This is a genomic window from Mesorhizobium sp. USDA 4413 (assembly GCF_056280365.1).
The window spans coordinates 1,673,490-1,695,154 of record NZ_JBVPRP010000001.1 but is presented as its reverse complement, the minus strand read 5'-3'; the positions used below and the strand labels follow the sequence as shown (position 1 = coordinate 1,695,154).

General features: G+C 63.6%; 18 protein-coding genes. 8 read left to right on the top strand and 10 right to left on the bottom strand.

Features of this window, described 5'->3' with window-relative positions:
* Window positions 1-2 precede the first annotated feature (2 nt).
* Together cyoB and cyoA are read right to left on the bottom strand one after the other, a co-directional pair.
* The gene (gene cyoB / locus ACVMIM_RS08315; protein WP_476111540.1) at window positions 3-2,009 is read right to left on the bottom strand and encodes a cytochrome o ubiquinol oxidase subunit I; all 2,007 of its coding nucleotides are present in this window, start codon (window positions 2,007-2,009) and stop codon (window positions 3-5) included.
* Window positions 2,010-2,019: 10 nt separating this feature from the next.
* Complete coding sequence (cyoA, locus tag ACVMIM_RS08310) at window positions 2,020-3,201, bottom strand: ubiquinol oxidase subunit II (RefSeq protein ID WP_476111539.1); 1,182 nt, start codon at window positions 3,199-3,201, stop codon at window positions 2,020-2,022.
* A gap of 211 nt (window positions 3,202-3,412) precedes the next feature.
* Between cyoA and ACVMIM_RS08305 the strand changes: the two genes are divergently transcribed.
* Complete coding sequence (locus tag ACVMIM_RS08305) at window positions 3,413-4,723, top strand: MFS transporter (RefSeq protein ID WP_476111538.1); 1,311 nt, start codon at window positions 3,413-3,415, stop codon at window positions 4,721-4,723.
* A gap of 28 nt (window positions 4,724-4,751) precedes the next feature.
* Here the strand turns inward: ACVMIM_RS08305 and ACVMIM_RS08300 are convergent, their stop codons facing one another.
* A complete protein-coding gene (locus ACVMIM_RS08300) occupies window positions 4,752-5,771 on the bottom strand; it encodes an NAD-dependent epimerase (RefSeq protein WP_476111537.1) in 1,020 nt (339 codons plus the stop codon).
* Window positions 5,772-6,096: 325 nt separating this feature from the next.
* Between ACVMIM_RS08300 and ACVMIM_RS08295 the strand changes: the two genes are divergently transcribed.
* The 3 genes from ACVMIM_RS08295 to ACVMIM_RS08285 all read left to right on the top strand — a co-directional run bounded on the left by ACVMIM_RS08295 (window position 6,097) and on the right by ACVMIM_RS08285 (window position 7,981).
* Entirely contained in the window at window positions 6,097-6,537 is a 441-nt protein-coding gene (locus tag ACVMIM_RS08295) for a hypothetical protein (protein ID WP_278047487.1), read from the top strand.
* A gap of 30 nt (window positions 6,538-6,567) precedes the next feature.
* Window positions 6,568-7,137, top strand: coding sequence for a hypothetical protein (locus ACVMIM_RS08290; RefSeq protein ID WP_476111536.1), 570 nt, complete (start codon window positions 6,568-6,570; stop codon window positions 7,135-7,137).
* A 100-nt stretch (window positions 7,138-7,237) separates the two neighbouring features.
* Window positions 7,238-7,981, top strand: a complete 744-nt coding sequence (locus ACVMIM_RS08285) for a pseudouridine synthase (protein ID WP_476111535.1) — start codon at window positions 7,238-7,240, stop codon at window positions 7,979-7,981.
* 145 nt (window positions 7,982-8,126) lie between these two features.
* Here the strand turns inward: ACVMIM_RS08285 and ACVMIM_RS08280 are convergent, their stop codons facing one another.
* Window positions 8,127-8,708, bottom strand: coding sequence for a histidine phosphatase family protein (locus tag ACVMIM_RS08280; protein ID WP_476111534.1), 582 nt, complete (start codon window positions 8,706-8,708; stop codon window positions 8,127-8,129).
* Window positions 8,709-8,855: 147 nt separating this feature from the next.
* Entirely contained in the window at window positions 8,856-10,190 is a 1,335-nt protein-coding gene (locus ACVMIM_RS08275) for a dicarboxylate/amino acid:cation symporter (protein WP_476111533.1), read from the bottom strand.
* 238 nt (window positions 10,191-10,428) lie between these two features.
* Between ACVMIM_RS08275 and ACVMIM_RS08270 the strand changes: the two genes are divergently transcribed.
* Genes ACVMIM_RS08270 through ACVMIM_RS08255 form a run of 4 tightly spaced genes read left to right on the top strand, consistent with a single transcriptional unit; the run spans window position 10,429 to window position 14,205 of the window.
* Window positions 10,429-12,294: an ATP-binding protein gene (locus ACVMIM_RS08270; RefSeq protein WP_476111532.1), complete on the top strand. Its 1,866-nt coding sequence runs from the start codon at window positions 10,429-10,431 to the stop codon at window positions 12,292-12,294.
* Entirely contained in the window at window positions 12,291-13,646 is a 1,356-nt protein-coding gene (locus ACVMIM_RS08265) for a sigma-54-dependent transcriptional regulator (protein WP_476111531.1), read from the top strand. The genes ACVMIM_RS08270 and ACVMIM_RS08265 overlap by 4 nt, the downstream gene beginning before the upstream one ends.
* Before the next feature lie 20 nt (window positions 13,647-13,666).
* Entirely contained in the window at window positions 13,667-13,861 is a 195-nt protein-coding gene (locus ACVMIM_RS08260; RefSeq protein ID WP_476111530.1) for a hypothetical protein, read from the top strand.
* Complete coding sequence (locus tag ACVMIM_RS08255) at window positions 13,858-14,205, top strand: hypothetical protein (RefSeq protein WP_476111529.1); 348 nt, start codon at window positions 13,858-13,860, stop codon at window positions 14,203-14,205. The genes ACVMIM_RS08260 and ACVMIM_RS08255 overlap by 4 nt, the downstream gene beginning before the upstream one ends.
* A 48-nt stretch (window positions 14,206-14,253) precedes the next feature.
* Here the strand turns inward: ACVMIM_RS08255 and ACVMIM_RS08250 are convergent, their stop codons facing one another.
* From ACVMIM_RS08250 to ACVMIM_RS08230, 5 genes are all read right to left on the bottom strand, one after another.
* A complete protein-coding gene (locus ACVMIM_RS08250; protein ID WP_476111528.1) occupies window positions 14,254-15,162 on the bottom strand; it encodes a hypothetical protein in 909 nt (302 codons plus the stop codon).
* A complete protein-coding gene (locus ACVMIM_RS08245; protein ID WP_476111527.1) occupies window positions 15,126-15,785 on the bottom strand; it encodes a hypothetical protein in 660 nt (219 codons plus the stop codon). Before ACVMIM_RS08245 ends, ACVMIM_RS08250 begins: the two co-directional genes overlap by 37 nt.
* 248 nt (window positions 15,786-16,033) lie before the next feature.
* The gene (ggt, locus tag ACVMIM_RS08240; RefSeq protein WP_476111526.1) at window positions 16,034-17,773 is read right to left on the bottom strand and encodes a gamma-glutamyltransferase; all 1,740 of its coding nucleotides are present in this window, start codon (window positions 17,771-17,773) and stop codon (window positions 16,034-16,036) included.
* A gap of 238 nt (window positions 17,774-18,011) precedes the next feature.
* Window positions 18,012-19,304: an L-rhamnose catabolism isomerase gene (gene rhaI / locus ACVMIM_RS08235; RefSeq protein ID WP_476111525.1), complete on the bottom strand. Its 1,293-nt coding sequence runs from the start codon at window positions 19,302-19,304 to the stop codon at window positions 18,012-18,014.
* 171 nt (window positions 19,305-19,475) lie between these two features.
* Complete coding sequence (locus ACVMIM_RS08230; RefSeq protein ID WP_476111524.1) at window positions 19,476-21,578, bottom strand: bifunctional rhamnulose-1-phosphate aldolase/short-chain dehydrogenase; 2,103 nt, start codon at window positions 21,576-21,578, stop codon at window positions 19,476-19,478.
* Window positions 21,579-21,665: the final 87 nt, after the last annotated feature.

Here is a 21,665-nt window from a genome sequence, read left to right as displayed (position 1 = left end):
GCTCAAGCGCTAGCCCCCTGACCGGCGAGGAGCTTGGTCCTCGCCTCTTCCGTTAGCGCGACCTCGGCTGCCGGGATGTCGAAGTCGCGGTGATAGTTGAAAGTGTGGCCGATCGCGGTGGCGATCAGGCAGACGAAGCTCAGCGCCGCCAGCCACCACATGTACCAGATCAGGCCGAAGCCGAGCGCGACGCTGAGCGCGGCGAGGATCACCCCCGTGCCGGTGTTGCTCGGCATGTGGATCGGCCTGAAGCCGGAGAGCGGGCGCCGGTAGCCGGCCTTCTTCATGTCCCACCAGGCGTCGTTGTCGCGGATGACGGGGGTGAAAGCGAAATTGTAGGCCGGCGGCGGCGAAGAGGTCGACCATTCGAGCGTGCGGCCGCCCCAGGGATCGCCGGTGACATCGACCAGCTCGGCCCGCTTGCGGATGGAGACGAAGATCTGCACCAGGAAGGCGGCGATGCCGCAGGCGATCAGCGCCGCGCCGAAGCCGGCAATGACGAACCAGATCTGCAGCGACGGATCGTCGAAGACCCGCATGCGGCGCGTCACGCCCATCAGGCCGAGGATGTAGAGCGGCATGAAGGCGAACCAGAAGCCGAGCACCCAGCACCAGAACGAGACCTTGCCCCAGAACGGGTCGAGCTTGAAGCCGAAGGCCTTCGGCCACCAATAGGCGATGCCGGCGAACAGGCCGAACAGCACGCCGCCGATGATGACGTTATGGAAATGCGCGATCAGGAACAGGCTGTTGTGCAAGACGAAGTCGGCCGGCGGCACCGCAAGCAGCACGCCGGTCATACCGCCGACGACGAAGGTGAGCATGAAGGCCACGGTCCACATCATCGGCAGCTCGAAGCGGATGCGGCCGCGATACATGGTGAAAAGCCAGTTGAATATCTTCGCCCCTGTCGGGATCGAGATGATCATCGTGGTGATGCCGAAGAAGGAATTAACGCTGGCGCCGGAGCCCATGGTGAAGAAGTGGTGCAGCCAGACGAGATACGACAGGATGGTGATGACCACCGTGGCGTAGACCATCGAGGTGTAGCCGAACAGGCGCTTGCCGGAGAAGGTCGAGGTGACCTCGGAGAAGACCCCGAACAGCGGCAGGATGAGGATGTAGACTTCCGGGTGACCCCATATCCAGATGAGGTTCACATACATCATCGGGTTGCCGCCGAAGTCGTTGGTGAAGAAGTTGGTGCCGACATAACGGTCGAGCGCCAAAAGCGTCAACACTGCCGTCAGCACCGGGAAGGAGGCCACGATCAGCACGTTGGTGCAGAGCGAGGTCCAGGTGAAGACGGGCATGCGCATCATCGTCATGCCGGGCGCGCGCATCTTGATGATGGTGCAGATCAGGTTGATGCCGGACAGGGTCGTGCCGACGCCGGCCACCTGCAGCGCCCATATGTAATAATCGACGCCGACGTCGGGACTGTAGTTGATGCCCGAGAGCGGCGGATAAGCCAGCCAGCCGGTGCGGGCGAACTCGCCGACGAACAGCGAGGCCATGACCAGGATGGCGCCGCCGACCGTCATCCAGAAGCTGAAATTGTTGAGGAAGGGGAACGAGACGTCGCGCGCGCCGATCTGCAGCGGCACGACGAAGTTCATCAGTCCGGTGACGAAGGGCATCGCCACGAAGAAGATCATGATCACGCCATGGGCGGTGAAGATCTGGTCGTAGTGATGGGCGTTGAGATAGCCCTCTGAGCCGTTGAAGGCGATGGCCTGCTGCAGGCGCATCATGATGGCATCGGAAAAGCCGCGCAAAAGCATGACGAGGCCGAGCACCATATACATGATGCCGATCTTCTTGTGGTCGACGCTGGTGAACCATTCGCGCCACAAATAGCCCCAGAGCTTGAAATAGGTGACCGCGCCGAGAATCGCGAGACCGCCGAGCGCCACCACGACGAAGGTGACGACGACGATCGGCTCGTGCAGTGGCAGCGACTCCAGGGTCAGGCGGCCGAAGATGAATTTGGTCAGCGTCTCAGGCATCCGCCATCCCTCACAATTCGAAGCGCAGCAGGCCGAGCGACGGCGCGCCGGCGTCGGCGCGGCGGCTGCCCGCGCCGGGCGCAAGCAGGCCGACGCCGCGTAGCGGAGACAGGTCCCGGAGCGGCCAACCGCTGTCATCGTCATTATGGGCCGCGCGCGCAGCGGCGGCGGCTTCCTCCGCCGTGCAGATGCTTGCGACATAGGACGGATCGTTGCCGAACACCGCCCCGCGCCGGGCAAGCTTGTCATATTGCAGCGGCAGGGTGTTGCGCACACCGGCCAGGCCAAGACCGCCCTTGGCGTCTATCGACATCATCTCGTTCATGCACATCTTGCCGCGCTCGATGCATAGATTGAGGATGGCGCCGTAGAGGTCGGGATCAACGGAGGCATAGTGGCGGACGGGCTCGTTCTCGCTCGGACGTTCGAGCGCGAGATAGGTCTCGCGGCTGAGCGTGGCCTGCGCGCTCTTGACCTGCGTCATCCACTCGCCGAAGGCCTGGTCGGAGAGGCCGTGGAAGGCGAAGCGCATGCCGGAGAAGCCTGCGCCGCTGTAATTGGCCGAGAAGCCGGTATAGGTGCCCGGACGGTTGATGACGGCGTGCAGCTTCGTCTCCATGCCCGGCATGGCGTAGATCTGCCCGGCAAGGGCGGGAATGTAGAAGGAGTTCATCACCGTAGACGAGGTGATGCGGAAGTCGATCGGCTGGTTGACTGGCGCGGCGAGATCGTTGACGGAGGCAATGCCGTAATCCGGATAGATGAAGAGCCATTTCCAATCGAGCGCGACGACCTCGACCTTGAGCGGCTTATGGCTCTGCGTGACCGGCTGTCCAGCCTCGATCCGGTCGATGCGCCGATAGGGATCGAGCAGATGCGTTCCGAGCCAGGTGAGCGCGCCAAGGCATATGATGATGAGCAGTGGCGCCGCCCAGATCACCAGCTCCAGCTTGGTCGAATGGTCCCAGTCTGGCGTGTAGGTCGCCTTCGTGCTCGATTGCCGGTAACGCCAGGCAAAGAACACGGTCAGCACCATGACGGGCACGATGATGAGCAGCATCAGCAGGGTCGAGATGACGAGCAGATCGCGCTGCTGCACTGCCACGTCGCCCGCGGGCGCCAGCACGACGAAGTCGCAGCCGCTGAGCAGCACGGCCAGCGGAAACAGAAGCAAGACTCCGGATCGTTTCATCAAACGCTGCCCTCGATGGGCCTGCAGCAGGTCTTTGCAGGTTGCGATGCGATATGGACCAACGGCTACTGCCGCCGGCAGCGCAACGACATTGGACAATTTGTCCAATGCCCAGTCGGGACGGCTTTGACGAAACTGGCCACGCATTATGGAGTGACAATCGCATCGCGGACCGGGCACGTCCCGGACGAGCTCGGTGGCAACGGACAAGATGGCTGAAACTTCGACTGCCGAAACTGACAGCAGGCTGATCGGCTCGCATCACGGCCAGGTCAGCGCCGGCGATATCGCCGTCGGCGTGATCATCGGCAGAACGTCGGAGTTCTTCGATTTCTTCGTTTACGCGATCGCCTCCGTGATCGTGTTCCCCAGGCTTGTGTTTCCAACGCACGATCCGCTGGTTGGGACACTCTATTCCTTCGCCATCTTCGCGCTGGCCTTCATCGCGCGCCCGTTCGGCACCGTGCTGTTCATGGCGATCGACCGCGCCTACGGCCGCGGCGCCAAGCTGACGATCGCGCTGTTCCTGCTCGGCACCTCGACGGTCGCCATGGCGTTCCTGCCCTCCTATGAGGATGTCGGCGCAGTCGCCGCCTGGCTGCTGGGGCTTACCAGATTCCTGCAGGGCCTGGCACTCGGCGGGACATGGGACGGACTGCCCTCGCTTTTGGCGCTGAACGCGCCGCAGAACCGGCGCGGCATCTATGCGATGATCCCGCAGCTCGGCGCGCCGATCGGGCTTATCGTGGCTAGCTCGCTGTTTGCCTTCTTCGTCGCCAACCTCTCGGCCGAAGACTTCTTCGCCTGGGGCTGGCGATATCCCTTCTTCGTCGCCTTCGCCATCAATGTGGTGGCGCTGTTTGCAAGGTTGCGCATCGTGGTGACGCCCGAATTCTCGAAACTCTACGAGAGCGGCGACCTGCAGCCGACCCGCATCAGGGACATGATCAGCACGGAAGGTCGCAACGTCATCGTCGGCGCCTTCGCGCCGCTGGCGAGCTTCGCCCTGTTCCACATGGTGACGGTGTTTCCGCTGTCCTGGGTGTTCCTGTTCACCAACGAGGGTCCGGAGCGCTTCCTGATGATCGAAGCGGTGAGCGCGCTGTTCGGCATCGCGGCGATCGTCGCGTCGGGTCCGCTGGCCGACCGGGTCGGACGCCGCGCCCTGCTCGGTGGCGGCGCCGTCGCCATCGCCGCTTTCAGCGGCTTTGCCCCGCAGCTTCTCAATGGCGGCACCGTCGGCGAGACGGTGTTCATGGTGCTGGGCTTCATCCTGCTGGGCCTAAGCTTCGGGCAATCCTCGGGAGTCGTGGCGTCGAGCTTCTCGCGCCGGCACCGCTATACCGGCTCGGCGGTGACGTCGGACCTGGCCTGGATGTTCGGCGCCGGCTTCGCGCCGCTTGCCGCGCTGCTGCTGGCCGGCACTTTCGGCCTCATCGCCGCCGGCGCCTATCTGCTTTCGGGCGCCGCCTGCACGCTGATCGCGCTCTGGATCGACAGGCAGGCACGCCAGGCCGACTGAACGGGCAGCGAGCCCGGTTTGCCTGCGCTCAGACCTGGTAGAAATCCCGATACCATTCCACGAAGCGCGGGACGCCGATCTCGACCGGGATACCGGGCTTGAAGCCGATCACCTCCTCGAGCGAGGTGACATCGGCATAAGTCGCCAGTACGTCGCCCGGCTGGAGCGGCATCAGATTGCGTATGGCCTTGCGCCCAAGCGCTTCTTCCAGCACGTCGATCAGCCGGCTCAGCTCGACGGGCGAGCTGTCGCCGATGTTGTGTATCCTGAACGGCGCATTGCTTGTCGCGGGATCCGGCGCTGCACTTGTCCAATCAGGATTGGGCGTCGCGGGATGCTGCATGACGCGGACGACCCCCTCTACGATGTCGTCGATGTAAGTGAAATCGCGTTGCATGTTGCCATGGTTGAAGACATCGATCGGCTGGCCGGCGAGGATGGCCTTGGTGAAGATGAACAAGGCCATGTCGGGCCGGCCCCACGGACCGTAGACGGTGAAGAAGCGCAAGCCCGTCGTCGGCAGCCCGAACAGATGGCTGTAGGTGTGGGCCATCAGCTCGTTCGCCTTCTTGCTGGCGGCATAAAGGCTGAGGGGATGGTCGGCGGAATCATGCACGGAGAACGGCATGCGCGTGCTGCCGCCATAGATCGAGCTCGACGACGCATAGACGAGGTGGCCGACCGAGGCCTGCCGGCACCCTTCGAGAATATTGAGGAAGCCGTTGAGATTGCTTTGCGCGTAAGCGTGCGGGTTGACCAGCGAATAGCGAACGCCCGCCTGTGCGGCGAGATTGACGACGATCTCCGGCGCGGCCGAGGCAAAGACCGCCGAGATGCCGTCGCGGTCGGCGAGATCGACATGCTCGAAACGAAAATTCGCGAACGCTTTCAGCCGCTCCAGCCGCGCCTGCTTCAGGGCGACGTCGTAGTACTCGTTCATGGAGTCGAGGCCGACAACCTGCCGGCCTTCGGCGAGCAGCCGGCGGCAGAGGTGAAAGCCTATGAAGCCGGCCGCGCCGGTGACCAGGATCGGCCTGCTCGACGTCAATGCACACTCCTAACGCTGCAGCCTCAGGCCGGTCGAAAACTTGCGCCTTTTATGGCAGGCGGGCGAGGAATTCAACGATGCGCTTTTTTCCTGCCGCTCCAAGGCAACCCAAGTCATCGGGGCGGCAGTGGTGCCAAAGCTGCAGGGTCTTCAAGATGGCGCAGCGGAAATGTGATCTCAAGCCGACGCTGATATGCGAGTGTGATCAGCGGTCGAGGCCTTCCGTGCGAAATGAGATTGCGCGCGTCGCCCGGATCGGGGATTTGGTTTTCTTGGTGATCGTCCTTCCTTGGGGCAAACTGCCAGCGGGCTGTCAGGAGGAGAAATGAGAGCACGCGCTGCGACGGTCGGAGATCTGGAAAGTGTTTTCCGAGACCTGTCCAAGCGAATGTCGGACGAGTATGTGGCGGCCGGCAAGGACAGCAAAAGCGCCTATGACAATCTGATGATGAACCTGAAGGAAGGCCGGGCGCATGCGCTCGTGCGGGACGACAGGACGGTGGCGATCATCGCCTGGCATGAGCACGCGGACGCCGCCGATTCGCTGTTTGCAGCGCAGGAGGATTTCTTCAACGCCGCGACGGTCCGCTTTTGCAAGCGGCACATCCGGCATGTCCAGGCGCTTGCCGGCAACCTTCCCATACATTCGCGCAGCTGGCTGGACCGGCCCGACGTCGCGAAATGGTTCCGCGTGATCGGCTATGTCGACCGGGGGCGGGAGAACGGCGCCACACTGTTCGAGTTGCCGCCGGCCGCCAATAGCTGACAAAACCAGGCCGCTCCGAAAACCGGGCGCTTGCGCGAAAATCCGATTGGAAAGATTGTATGCGCGGGCAGCCGGGCAAGCTGGCGTGCCGGACCGGAATGGCTGCTGGAAATCGGGATGCTGCGCGTATGCCTGGTCTTTGTCGCCATCGCCGCCTTGACGGGCCCGTCGGCGGCGGAACTGCGCGCGTCCCATCTTTTCGACCGCCCCGATCTCGCGGTGGCCTATTCCGGCCAATCCGATCTTGTGACCGCATACACGACCGGCATGGCGCGCTACCGGCTTCAATATTCGGGCCAATCGGCCCAGACCGGTCTGGCCGCGCCGCTCGAGCCTCGCCTGCTGCGGCCTGAATTCCAGCAACGGACATGGCGCTCGGCGGACGGCAGCCTGCTGCAAGGTTTCGCGGGCAAGGGCGGCTTTCGGCTGACCGTCGGGAACTGTGTGGCCCGTATCTGCCTGGCCAGCGAGTGCAGCGAAGCCGGCTGGCCGCTCTATGCCTGCAGCGATGGACGCAAGCGGAAAATGTCGGTCAAAAGCTTCGTGACGGCGACATTCGACGGCGCCTCCTACCGGCGGCTGAGCGCGCCACAGGAGTGACATTGGACGACCGCGACTGCAGAGGATAAGAGGGCGCTGCAAAGCCGACTTGTGCCGAATGGCGGCCCAAGTCGCGTGGCATTCGTTCGAGAGCAGCATCTTGGCACGCCAACCCGACCGACGATCCACCGCCGCCAAGGTCAGCCTCGCCCGAGCGCTCTCCAAGCTGGGCTTCTGCTCACGCACGCAGGCCGAGCGTCTCGTCGCCGAGGGGCGCGTGCAGGTCGGCGGCAAGACGGCGCGCGATGCCTTGCTGCGCATCGATCCCGACCGCGACCGCATCACCGTCGACGGCGAGCGCGTCGTCGCAGAGCGCAAGACCTATCTGATGCTCAACAAGCCGCGCGGGCTGGTCACCACCCGCGACGATCCCGAAGGCCGCGGCACGGTCTATGATTGCTTAAAAGGGCTCGACCTGCCTTTCGTGTCGCCGGTCGGCCGGCTCGACAAGGCGAGCGAGGGGCTGCTTTTGCTGAGCAACGACACGCGCTGGGCGAACAGCCTGCTCGACCCAGCCTCGCATGTCGCCAAGACCTATCACGTGCAGATCGCCGCCGCGCCCGACGAGCCCATGCTGGAGCGCTTTCGTCAGGGCGCAGTCATCGATGGCGAGTTGCTCACAGCAAGCTCGATCGCGCTGTTGCGCAGCGGCGGCCGCACCGCTTGGCTGGAGATCGTGCTCGACGAAGGGCGCAACCGGCAGATCCGCAGGCTGCTCGGCGCCTTCGATATCGAGGTGCTGAGGCTAGTCAGGGTGGCGATCGGCGGTCTTCAACTCGGCGAGCTTGCCAAGGGCAAGGCGCGACATTTGACGAGCGAGGAGCGGGCGATGCTAGCGGCGTAAGGCGCGAGGCGTCCCCCTCACCCGGATCGCCAGCCGAATTGCAAGGCAATTCGGGGCAATCCGACCTCTCCCCGAGGGGAGAGGTCACCGGCGCCGAAATCAGCGTCTTCTCCCCTTGGGGACAAGCTGGCCGCGGGGAGTCGCGCTACTTCTGGTTCCACCGCCGGATGACCGGCTCGGTCAGATCGTGCTCGTAGCCGAGTATGCTGAGGCTGGCGGTATCGAGCACGAAATGCTCGCCGCCTTCCGGCGGCAGGCCTACCCAGCGCGCCGCGAAAACACGCAGGAAATGCGAGCTGGAGAAGATGAGCACATTGCCGCCGATCGCGCGAAGCGCGGCGATGACGGCGTCGGCGCGGGCGCCGACGTCGGCCGCCGTCTCGCCGTCCGGACAGCCGTCGCGAAACAACTGCCAGCCGGGGCGCTTCGACAGGATTTCCTTGGTGGTCACGCCTTCATAGGCGCCGTAATCCCATTCCTGCAGGTCCGGCTTTTTCACGGCCTGCTCGCCGAAGCCGGCAAGCCGGCAGGTGTCGAAGGCGCGCTGCGAGGGACTCGACCAGACCGCCTGGAACGTCAGACCGTTGAGCCGGTCGGCAACGGAGCGCGCGGCCTCCTCGCCTGTTGCCGTCAGCGGAATGTCGGTGCGGCCGGTGTGCCTGCCCGAAAGGCTCCATTCGGTCTCGCCATGACGGACAAGATAGATCTCGGGAAACGCGCTGCTCATCGACCGCCCTTTCGGCTGAATGTTTCACCGGGAATCCGGCTGGCGCAGCCTATGCGGCGGCCGGCAAAAAGAACAGGCCGCGGCGATCGCCGCGGCCTGTTCGGCATCGGGAGGATACCCTTCGTCTTTCGCAATTCCGAACGTGGCTTATGCCGGCTGCAGCCCGCCCGATAGCGCGAGATCCGCCTCCTCCGGCAACTGACCGGCCATGGCGGCGGCGAATTGATTCTGGTCGAGCTCGCCTTCCCAGCGCGCCACGACGATTGTCGCCACCGCATTGCCGACAAAGTTGGTGAGCGCGCGGCATTCCGACATGAACCGGTCGACGCCGAGGATGAGCGCCATGCCGGCGACCGGAACCGACGGCACGACCGAGAGCGTGGCGGCCAAGGTGATGAAGCCGGCGCCGGTGATGCCGGCTGCGCCCTTCGAGCTCAGCATCGCGACGAGCAAAAGCAGGATCTGGTCGCCGAAGGTGAGCGGCGTGTCGGTCGCCTGAGCGATGAACAGGGCGGCCAGCGTCATGTAGATGTTGGTGCCGTCGAGGTTGAAGGAATAGCCGGTCGGGATGACAAGGCCGACCACCGAGCGGTTGCAGCCGGCGCGCTCCATCTTGGCCATCAGGCCGGGGAGCGCGGCCTCCGACGACGAGGTGCCGAGCACCAGCAGCAGCTCTTCCTTGATGTAGCGGATCAGCGCCAGGATCGAGAAGCCGTTATACCATGCGACGGCGCCGAGAACGACGAGCACGAAGAGCAGCGACGTCAGATAGAAGGTGCCGATCAGGAAGGCGAGGTTGGCGATCGCGCCGATACCGTATTTGCCGACGGTGAAGGCCATGGCGCCGAAAGCCCCGATGGGAGCGGCCTTCATCAGGATAGCGACGAGGCGGAAAACCGGCGCGGTGAGCGCCTGGAGGAAATCGACCACAGGGCGGCCACGCTCGCCGACGAGCGCCAGCGCGATGCCGAACAGCACCGAGAAGAACAGCACCTGCAGGATGTCGCCTTGCGCGAACGCGCCGGTGATGGTGTCAGGGATGATGTTCATCAGGAAGCCGACGACCGTCGAATCGTGCGCCTTCTCGGTGAAAGTCGCCACTTTCGACGGGTCGAGGGTCGCCGGATTGACGTGCATGCCGGCGCCGGGCTGAATGAGGTTCGACACGACGAGGCCGACGACGAGCGCCAAAGTCGAGAAAACGAGAAAATAGATCATCGCCTTGCCGGCGACGCGGCCGACCTTGTGCAGGTCCGAAACACCGGCAATGCCGGTCGCGACCGTGAGGAAGATCACCGGCGCGATCACCATCTTGACCAGCTTGATGAAGGCATCGCCAAGCGGTTTCAGCGATGCGCCGATGTCGGGATAGAAATGGCCAAGCAGGATGCCGGCGGCGATCGCCACCAGGACCTGCACATAGAGATGCCGGTAAAAGGGAACCTTGCCGCGCGGTTCTGCGGCAGCGATTGCTGTCTGCATGATGTCCTCCGTTCGGCCCCCGATCGAGACGCTCGACCTCCCTGGGGGCTGTTGACCTCCACAGCCTCGCGGCTGCTGCGGATGCATTTGCAACGCGCGTGCCAGATGACGCCCGAAGCCTCGGAATGTTGATTTCGTTGGCTTTCTCGGAACTAACGAGGGGCATCTGCCAGAGAATCCGTGCGGTTATCCGCATAGGTCGGATTGTGCTTTGTGCGAAATCATGCACAGATGCGGCATGCTGCAACGCCCTGCCGCCGTCCTCGCCGTGACGCCCGAACTGCTTGCCGGGCGGGCGCGGCGCGCCTGGCTGCTGTTTACGGCGGTGGCGCTGGCGATCATCGCGGTGGCGCTCTATGGCGCAGGCCTCTATGGTCGCTCGACCGAGATCGAAGCGCTGGCAACGCAGGGGCGCACGGACGCCAACCTCAAAGTCGCGCTGCTGCGCGCGGTGCTGGAAAATCCGCGTGCGCTGCCGCTGCTCCTCTCCGAGGACCAGCAGGTGCATGACGCGCTGGCCAAACGCAGTCCTGCCGCGATCGATGTGCTCAATCGCAAGCTCGAAGGGCTCGTGTCCGGCACCAAGGCCTCGGTGCTCTACGTCACCGGCACCGACGGGTTGGCGATCGCTTCCAGCAACTGGCGCGAACCGGTTAGCTTCGTGGGCAACGACTATGGTTTTCGTGCCTATTTCTCGGGCGCGATGCAGACGGGGACGGCCGAATATTTCGCGCTCGGCAACGTCAGCAAACGCCCCGGTCTCTACATCTCGCGCCGCGTCGATGGGCCTTCCGGGCCGCTCGGCGTCGTCGTGGTCAAGATGGAGTTCGACCAGCTCGAGTCCGACTGGCATGAGGCCAACCGCCCGGCCTATGTTAGCGATGCGCATGGCGTGGTGCTGATCACCAGCGTGCCCTCCTGGCGTTTCATGACGATTGCACCTCTGGCCGCTCCGCTCACGGCCGACATCCGCGCCAGCCAGCAATTCGGCGAGGCGCCGCTGGTGCCCTTGCCGGTCACGAAACCGCAACCGCTGAGCTCCGACGTCGCGCTGGTCCATGCCATCACGCCCGGGGGCAGCGACGCGGAATATCTGCGCCTTTCGACTGCAGTGCCGTCGACGCCTTGGCGGCTCGACTATCTCGTTCCGGCCGAAGTACCGGTCGCGGCGGCGCAACGCGAGATGCGGCTGCTTGCGCTTGGCGTGGTGGTGCCGCTCATCGCCTTTGCCGCCTATCTGTTGTGGCGCCGGCAGTCCGGCCAGATGCGGATCGCCGCCGAGCAGGCGGCACGCGCCGAGCTCGAGCGCCGGGTCGTCGAGCGCACGCAGGACCTTAGCCTGGCGCGTGACCGGCTGCAGGCCGAGATCGCCGACCACCGCAGCACCGAGGCGAAGCTGCAGGTGATGCAGCAGGAGCTGGTGCAGGCCAACCGGCTTGCCACCCTTGGCCAGGTCGCCGCTGGCGTCGCGCATGAAATCAACCAGCCGGTGGCGACGATCCGCGCCTATGCCGACAATGCGCGCGTGTTCCTGGAGCGCAAGCAGAGCGCCTCAGCCGAGGAGAACCTTGGCGCCATCGCCGCGCTGACCGAGCGCATCGGCTCGATCACCGAGGAGCTGAAAGCCTTCGCCCGCAAGGGCCGCACTGCGGCCGAGCCCATTGAATTGCGCGGCGTGATCGAAGGCGCCGTGGTGCTGCTCAGGAGCCGCTTCGCCGGCCGGCTGGACGCGCTGGCGATTACACTGCCGCCGCCGAAGCTGAAGGTGATGGGCAACCGGCTGCGGCTGGAGCAGGTGCTGATCAATCTGTTCCAGAACGCGCTGGAGGCGCTCGAGGGCCGTGAGGGCGCGCGGGTCGAAGTCTCCGCCACCGAAACCGGCGAAGAGGTGGCGGTGGTCGTTTCAGACAACGGCCCGGGCATACCGCCCGCGATCCTGAAATCCCTGTTTACGCCCTTCAACACCTCCAAGGAAAAAGGCCTCGGGCTCGGCCTGGTCATCTCCAAGGACATCGTCGCCGACTATGGCGGGCGCATCGAGGTGGTGAGCAGCGGCCAGGGCACCCGCTTCACCGTCCATCTGTCGAAGGCCGGCGCAGCATGACCAAGGACGATCCCGTACCGGTGATCCTGATCGATGACGACGGCGATCTGCTCAAGGCGACAAGGCAGACGCTGGAGCTTGCCGGCTTTTCGGTGTCGGCTTACGCGGTGGCGAGCGAAGCGCTGGCGGCGCTCGACAAGACTTTCGCCGGCGTGGTTGTCTCGGACATCCGCATGCCGGAGATCGACGGGCTGCAGCTTTTCGACCGCGTCTTGCATCTCGATCCCGACATTCCCGTCATCCTGGTCACCGGCCATGGCGACATCGCCATGGCCGTCAAGGCGATCAAGGACGGCGCTTACGACTTCATCACCAAGCCTTTCGCCGCCGACCGGCTGGCGCAGAGCGTGGCGCGCGCCGCGGAGAAACGCCGGCTGGTGGTGGAAAACCGCGCCTTGCGCGAAGCGGCTGAGCAGGCGCAGGAGGGATTACCGCTGATCGGCCAAACGCCTGCGATGGAGCGGCTGCGCCGGACGCTGAGGCAGATCGCCGACACCGATGTCGACGTGCTGGTCACCGGCGAGACCGGCTCCGGCAAGGAAGTTGTGGCGAACCTGCTGCACCGCTGGAGCCGCCGCGCCAAAGGCAATTTCGTTGCGCTCAACTGCGGCACGCTGCCGGAGACGGTCATCGAAAGCGAGCTGTTCGGCCACGAGCCCGGCGCCTTCACCGGCGCGCAGAAGAAGCGCGTCGGCCGTATCGAACATTCGAGCGGCGGCACGCTGTTCCTCGATGAGATCGAAAGCATGCCGCCTTCGACGCAGGTGCAGATGCTGCGTGTCTTGGAAATGCGCGAGGTGACCCCGCTCGGCACCAACGAGGTTCGTCCGGTCGACCTGAGGGTGGTCGCGGCCGCCAAGGTCGATCTCGGCGACGCCAGCCAGCGCGGCAATTTTCGCGAGGACCTCTATTACCGGCTCAATGTGGTGACGCTTTCCATTCCGCCGCTGCGCGAGAGGCGGGACGACGTGCCGCTTCTGTTCGGTTACTTCGCCGAGCGGGCCGCCGCCCGCTTCCGGCGCACCGTGCCGGCGATCTCCACCGCGGTCCAGCGTCATCTCAGGGACCATGACTGGCCTGGCAATGTGCGCGAGCTCGCCCACTTCGCCGAACGCTTCGTGCTCGGGCTCGATAATGTCGGCGAAAGGCCTTCCCCAGCGGCAATGGAGAGCGACGCCGCGATGCCGTTGCCGGAGCGGCTCGATCGCTATGAGGCCGAGATCATCCGCGAGACGCTTGGTCGCAACGACGGCGATGTCCGCCGCACCATCGAGGCGCTCGGCATCCCGCGCAAGACCTTCTACGACAAGCTGCAGCGGCACGGCATCGTGCGCAGTGATTTTTCCAGATAGGTCAAGGCCAGAGATGGAGCATGATGTCGTCCGAAACCGCTTCGCACTTTCGACATCATGCCCTGGAACTGCAACGCCGCTGCGCCGTTGAAATCGACCGGGAAACCGTGGCACGCGAGCATCAGCCGGACGGCGAATGCACCGCCGGGGCGGCTTTGCCGGGTTGCGCTCGGCAGGCGTTGATGGTTTGTTGCCGCCCAGCGGAGAATGAATGATGCGCGAATCCCTCGGTCAAGACGAATACGGCTCGACCAGCCCTTTCGACCCGGACGACCTGCCCAATCTCAATGCGATGGGGCCGGCAATGGGCAGCGGCAATGATTTCGAGAAATATGCCGTCGCCGTCATCATCGTCTTCGGCGCGTTGATCATCGGCGGCCTGATGGCCGCCTCCGTGTCCTTCGGCCACCGCAACGGCTTCCTGTTCGCGCTTGGCGGCGCCACGGCGGCCTGGATTTCGGGCAATGCGCTGCTGCTCGACCGACCGCGCATCTATGCGCTGTTCGTCGCCATTGCCGCCGTTATGCTGATCGCCTCGACGATCACGCTGGTGACCTGATCAAACATGCGGTTGGTTATGCGATAAACCAACCTAGGCCTATCCGCATCAGATGGCCTCGGGCAGCGCTACTGATGCTTCGGCCTCCCATTCGTCCACGTCGGCCTTGATCGGATGGTAAAGCATGGCCTGTTGGTTGAACGCGGTGTGGTCTTCGTGAAAATAAGCCGTCATCGATGGGCGCCAGACGAACGTCCCGGGGCCGAGATGGGGGTCCTTCGCCGTATTCAGATAGTTTCGCCTCCTTCGGCGCCAAGGCACGAACGGCCCGGTCCCGCCGATGTCCTCGATCCTGAAACCATGAACGCGCGCAATGGTCGGCACGAGGAATTCGTAGTGCCCACCCCACTCGCCTGTCGAAAGCGCCTCCTGGTAGACATCGATCATGCGCCTCGAAACGCGCATGATGGGCATAAATGCTCTCGTGAACAGTGATTTCGGGCACGGCCCGTTTGCCGTGCCCCAGAATGTCCAGCGCCGATCCCGGCGGCGCGTATTGAGCGTCGTCGCCAGCAAGTCCGCGCCGTTGTTCGAAAACTGCTGGAAAAAATCGAGCCACCGGCCGGCAAAGTCGACGTCGTATTCGAGAACCCAGACGAATTCCCGATTCGCGGACTTCGCCAAAGGGAAGAGGACGATGTCCATATAGCCCATCGACAAGTTCCCGGAACTCACAGCTTGCCGCACGCGCACGGAGGTCCGGTCGATCTCGAAGTCTCCTCGTCCTGCGACGAGATCGCTCAAGGTCCACGGATTATAGGCGAACTGCCAATCGATGATCGCCTCCGTTTCGCGGCGGAGACGGTCAAAATGAGCCTGTATTCGATCGTTCAGCACATGCGTTATGAAGATTCCTGCCTGCCGGCCACCCGCCGATGGGCCGAGCAATGGCCGCTTAACCGCCGTGAAGCGAAAGGGATTCATCGGCAGGCGATCCTGCGGAAAAGCCGCTTCCATCCCCTGGTCGCTTCCGCGGGTGCGGGCCGCTCGTTATGGAGCCGAAGGGCCAGAGCAGATATGTCCGGGTCTTCCAGCGGGCTAAATTCATAAAGGGCCGGATCGAAGTCCTCATAGAGATACTGATACTTCAACAATTCGAACGCTCCCGGCTCCATTTTCTCATAGAATTCGAGTTTGCTGGCTCTCTGCTCGCGACTTCGTACAACCCAGTCGAGATGGTAGATGTGGCACTCCGAAGGCGCGTACAAGACCTCAGATTCATTGAACGAGAAGCCCGGCGTGTGGATCTTCTTCTTGAATTTTACAGAATGGACGAGGAACCCTCTAAACTGAAAGTCGTGCGGTGGCAAATTGGGCAACTTCGCAGCGAAAACAGCCATAGAATCGATAACGGCCACAGCGCGGCGCGGAACGGCTATCACTGGTTTGTTTGTCGGCGCCGCAACATCGCGCAGCCAGGTCAGCAAGGCACGTGAGGGAAATTCATCGTCGTCCAACCGGAAAATACGTTTTGCGCGCGAGACGGCCGCAATCTTCGGCAGAATGCCTTCGACATAAGACCTCCCCCACCTGACAGATAGCTTGGTAGCCAAGTCAACTTTACGAAGCACATCTTCCACGTATCTCGGCGATGAACGGCTATGACGAAATACCGAATTTCAATCCCGAGCCGTCGATACTCTTCGGCAATGATCAGACTGTGCGGCCCCCCGTCACGCGTAGGAACCACCAAAGAAAAACTCTCGCTCATTCATCAACTGCCGCCCATAGCGCCACCCCAAGGGCGCCCCGGCATATTAAGGCATGGAAGAACAGCGCCCGCTACTGCGCCTCCTGTAATTTTTAGCTAGTCTCAATAGCCCTAAGCCTAATATCCCAGCGCCTCGCCGGCAGCTGCGCGGCTGTCTATGGCGCCGTTGTAGCGGGCGCCGCCGCCCTTCTCGATTTCGCCCAGGCTCTTGCCGCCGACAAGGATGCCGGCGGCCTGGCCCCAGGTCTGGTCGCTGAGATCGAGATGGTAGCCCATGCCGGCAAGCAGCTTCTCCGTGTCCGGCGACAGCCCGAACGGTTCGACATAGATCGTGTCCGGCAGCCATTGATGGTGGATGCGCGGCGCATCGATCGCCTGCTGGATGTCCATGCCGTGGTCGATGACGTTGACGATCGCCTCCAGCGTGATGGTGATGATGCGCGAGCCGCCCGGACTGCCGATCACCATGAACGGCTTGCCGTCCTTGGTGACGATCGTCGGGCTCATCGAGGACAAAGGCGTCTTCTTCGGCTGGATAGCGTTGGCCTCGCCCTGGACCAGCCCGTAGAGGTTGGGCACGCCGGGCTTCTGGGTGAAATCGTCCATCTCGTTGTTGAGCAGGATGCCGGTGCCGTCGGCGACGACGCCGGCACCGAAGGAGCCGTTCAGCGTATAGGTGACCGCGACCGCATTGCCCTCATTGTCGATGATCGAATAGTGCGTGGTTTCCTTGGACTCGCCGAAGCCTTTCGGCATCAAGTCCTTCGAGACGCCGGCACGAAAGGGGTCGATCTTGTCGCGAATGTCCTTGGCATAGTTCTTGTCGAGCAGTTTCGGGACCGGATTGTCGACGAAATCGGGATCGCCGAGCGCCGAATTGCGGTCGACATAAGCGTGGCGCATGGCCTCGACCATAACGTGGACCGTCTCGGCCGATCCGGGGCCGAGATAGGAGAGCGGATAGCCCTCCAGCACGTTGAGGATCTCGCAGATGATGACGCCGCCCGAGCTCGGCGGCGGCGAGGAGATGATCTCATAGCCACGGTAGTCGCAGGTCACGGGCTTCAGCTCGCGCACGGCATATCGCTCGAAATCGGGTTTGGCGAGAATGCCGCCCTTGGCGCCGCTCGCTTTGACGATTTGATCGGCGATGGCGCCCTTGTAGAAAGCGTCAGGTCCCTTTTCCGAGATCGCCGACAGCGAGGCGGCGAGGTCCGGCTGAACCAGCTTCTCGCCGATGCCATAGGGCTTGCCGTCTTTCTTCAGGAAGATGGCGGCCGCTGCCGGATCCTTTGCGAGACGGTCGGCGCTGCCTGCGAACGAAGCCGCGTCGCCCTGGTTGAGGACGAAACCGTCCCTGGCATAGGCGATCGCCGGCGCCATCAGATCCTGTCTTGAGAGCGTGCCGTATTTCTCGCGCGCCATCTCGAAGCCGGCGACCGAGCCCGGCACGCCGACGGCGAGATAGCCGTCGAGACTGGCGCCCTTGATCGGATTGCCTTGCTTGTCGAGATACATGGTCCGGGTGGCCGCGAGCGGCGCGCGCTCGCGGAAATCGAGGAAGGTCGTGCGGCCGTCCTTCATGCGCACGGTCATGAAGCCGCCGCCGCCGATATTGCCGGCGTTGGGATAGACCACGGCGAGCGCATAGCCGACGGCGACCGCGGCATCGACGGCATTGCCGCCTTTCTTCAGCACGTCGACACCGACTTCTGTGGCGAGATGCTGGGCCGTCACCACCATGCCGTGCTCGCCCTTGGCGGGAGCGGGCGACGCGGCGAAGACGATGGTCGACGGCGTGAGGGTGATTGCGAGCGAAAGGGTGACGCCGATCAGCATCCGACGGGTCAAGGGCATGGCGGTGCTCCTGGCGTTGGGGACGCCTAGGAAAGACCGTGGGGGCGAATTAGTCCAATAAACAATTTGAGCAGAGTGAGAGGCCCCCTCACCCGGATTGCCAGGTCGAATTGCAAAAGCAATTCGGGCAATCCGACCTCACCCCAAGGGGAGAGGACTTTGCGCCGGCGCTGATCTCTTTTCCCCTCGGAGAGAAGGTCGCCGCGAAGCGGCCGGATGAGGGGAGTGGCTCTGCCTGTCAGACGATACCGCCGCCGCCACTCGCGACCGCCGGGCGCTCCGCCGCGACCTTGGCCCGGTAACCCGCCTCGCGATAGGCGGCGACAGGATCGATGGCGCCGCCGCTCCGCAGGCGCGCCATGGCAAGGATCGGCTCGACATCGGTTCGGTAGGCAGTTTTCAGCGTCTGCGTCGCCATCAGCGCATCACTGGCGTCCTGGAAGCCCTCAAGTGCCTTGCGGTCGACCAGCAGCGCCTGAGCGTAGGCGCGCTGCACCTCGACCGCCGACAGCATCAGGCTCTCGATCGGATCGGTGACGTTGTGGCTCTGGTCCAGCATATGAGCCGGATTGAAGCCCTTGGCCCCCGACAGCTCGGCATCGACCAGTTCGTTGAAGACTAGGAACAGGCGATAGGGATCGATCGAACCGGTATCGAGATCGTCGTCGCCATATTTGGAATCGTTGAAGTGGAAGCCGCCCAGCTTGCCGAACTGGATCAGCCGCGACACGATCATCTCGATGTTGACGTTGGGCGCGTGATGGCCGAGGTCGACCAAGCAGAAGGCCTTGTCGCCGAGCTCCCTGGCGATGATGTAGTTGGTGCCCCAGTCCTGCACGACGGTCGAATAGAAGGCCGGCTCATACATCTTGTGCTCAGTGAACAGCCGCCAGTCATCCGGCAGGCCGGCATAGATTTCGCGCATGGCGTCGAGATAGCGCTCGAAGGCCTTTGCGAAATTGACCTGGCCGGGGAAGTTGGAGCCATCGCCGATCCACACTGTCAGCGCCTTGGAGCCCAGGGTCTTGCCGATCTCGATGCATTCGAGATTGTGCTCGACCGCCTGCCGGCGCGTGCCGGCGTCGGCATGCGACAGCGAGCCGAATTTGTAGGAAAGCTTCTGGTCCTTGGCGTCGGAGAAGGTGTTGGAGTTCATGGCATCGAAACCGAGTCCGAAACGGGAGGCAGCCTGTTTCAGCCGGTTCGGATCGGCCTTGTCCCAGGGGATATGCAGCGAGACGGTCGGCGTCGCCTGCGTCAATTGGCTGATGACGGCGCAGTCCTCGATCTTGTCGAAGATGTCGCGCGGCTCGCCGGGGCCCGGGAAACGGGCAAAGCGCGTGCCGCCGGTACCGACACCCCAGGACGGGATCGCGACGCCGAATTTCTCGACCTTGTCGCGGATCGCATCGATGGCGATGCCGCGGCGGTCGAGGCGTTCGCCGAGCGAGGCGTAGTCGCGCTCGAGATCGGCCTTGCGCGCGGCGTTGTGGCTGGAGACGAGGTCGGCTGAGATGATGGTTTCGGACATTGCAATTCCTCCCAGAAACTCGTTTGGCCGGCGCCGTCCCTCATCCGCCTACCGGCACCTTCTCCCCGTATAGTGACAGGGAGAAGGGACAAGCTCCGGCGCTGGCGACCCCCACTCCCCGTTCTTCACGGGGAGAGGGTAAGGGTGAGGGGCAGCGCCGCCGTCGATAATTTACCGCGTAAAGCTTTGCGCGTTGCCGGCGTCGACGTTGACGATGTTGCCGGTCGACTTGGCCGACATGTCCGAAGCGAAGAAATAGATCGCTTCGGCAATGTCTTCCGGGAAGACCGAGCGCTTCAGCATCGAGCGCGAGCGGTAATGCTCCTCGAGGTCGTCGGTCGACATCTTGTAGGCGGCGGCGCGCTGTTCCTTCCATTCGCCGGTCCAGATCTTGGAGCCGCGCAGCACCGCGTCCGGATTGACGACGTTGACCCTGATCTGCGCTTCCGCACCCTCCAGCGCGAGGCAACGGGCGAGATGGATCTCGGCCGCCTTGGCGGTGCAATAGGCTGACGCATTCGGCGAAGCGGCGAGCCCGTTCTTGGACGCGACGAAGACGACGTTGCCGCCGATCTTCTGCGCGCGGAAGAGCCGGAAAGCCTCGCGCGAGACGAGGAAATAGCCGGTGGACAGGATGTCCATGTTCTTGTTCCATAGGGCCAGCGTGGTCTCTTCGATCGGCGCCGAGGAGGCGAGACCCGCGTTGGAAACCAGGATGTCGATGCCGCCGAACTCGACCGACGTTTCGGCGAAACCGGAAAGCACCTGATCTTCCGAGGTGACGTCGATGCGCACCGGGCGGACGAAGTCCTTGCCGTAGACCTTCGAAAGCTCTTCATTGGCGCTGGCGAGCGCCGCCTCGTCGATATCGGCGAGCACCACGCAGGCGCCCTCACGCAGCAGCCGGTTGGCGGTGGCGCGGCCGATCCCGCCGGCGCCGCCGGTGACCAAGGCTATCTGGCCGGCCAGCGCCTTCGGCTTCGGCAAGCGCTGGAGCTTGGCTTCCTCGAGCTGCCAGTATTCGATGTCGAAGGCTTCCTGCGCGGGCAGGCCGACATAGGAAGAGACTGTCGAGGCGCCGCGCATGACATTGATGGCGTTGACATAGAACTCGCCGGAGATGCGCGCCGTCGCCTTGTCGCCGGCAAAGGTGAACATGCCGACGCCGGGCATCAGATAGACCACGGGGTTGGGATCGCGGATGGCGGGCGAGTCCAGATGCTTGCAGCTGTCGTAATAAGCCTGATAGCCGACGCGGTATTCGGCGATGTCGTCGGCCAGCCGCGCGATGACGGCGTCGACATCCGGCTTTGCTGGGTCGAACTCGATGACCAGCGGCCGGATCTTGGTGCGCAGGAAATGGTCCGGGCAGGAGGTGCCGAGTGCCGCCAGCGGGCGCAGGTCCTTGGAATTGACGAATTCGAGCACCGCCGGCTGGTCATCGAAATGGCCGAGCTTATGGCTCTTTTCGGAGATCAGGCCGCGGATCCGCGGCATCAGCTTGGCGGCAATAGCGCGGCGAGCCGATGCGTCGAGCGCCTGTACCGCTTCGCCACCGAAGATCGCCTTGCCTTGTGATTTCCGCTCGAACCAGTCGATCGCCTGGTTGATTACCGAAATCGTCGTCTCGTAGCATTCCTTCGGCGTGTCGCCCCAGGTGAACAAGCCGTGGCTTTCCAGCACGACGCCCTTGGCATCTGGATTTTCCAGGCAGAATTTCTCCAGCCACAGGCCGAGCTCGAAGCCTGGCCGCTTCCACGGCAGCCAGCCGATGGCGTCGCCGAAGATCTCCTTCGTGATCGCCTTGGAATCCTTGGCCGCGGCGACCGCGATGATGGCGTCGGGGTGCATGTGGTCGACGCAAGCCTTCGGCACGTAAGCGTGCAGCGGCGTGTCGATGGAGGCCGCGCGCGGGTTAAGATTGAACGTACAATGAGGCAGGTACCCCACCATCTCGTCCTCGTGCTCGACGCCTCGATAAAGGCCTTTCAGCGCGCGCAGCTTGTCCATGTAGAGGGTGGCGAAACCGTCAAGCTTGATCGAGGCACTGTCGCCGCCCGAGCCCTTGACCCACAGCACCTCGACGTCCTCGCCGGTCAGCGGGTCCTTCTGCCAGACCTTGGACGAGGTATTGCCGCCGCCATAATTGGTGACGCGCTTGTCGGACCCCAGCGTGTTCGAGCGATAGACCAGGAGCTCGGGACCGCTCATCCCTTCGGCCTTTGCATCGTCCCAAAGATTGGCGAGGCGCGAGCCGGAGCGCTTGTCGAGCATAGGTATCCTCCCTTGAAGCGCGAACGCCGCGCTCCTCTTTTCTCGCGGCGAATGTCTACGCAAGCGGCCTGCTTGTCAATCACAAAC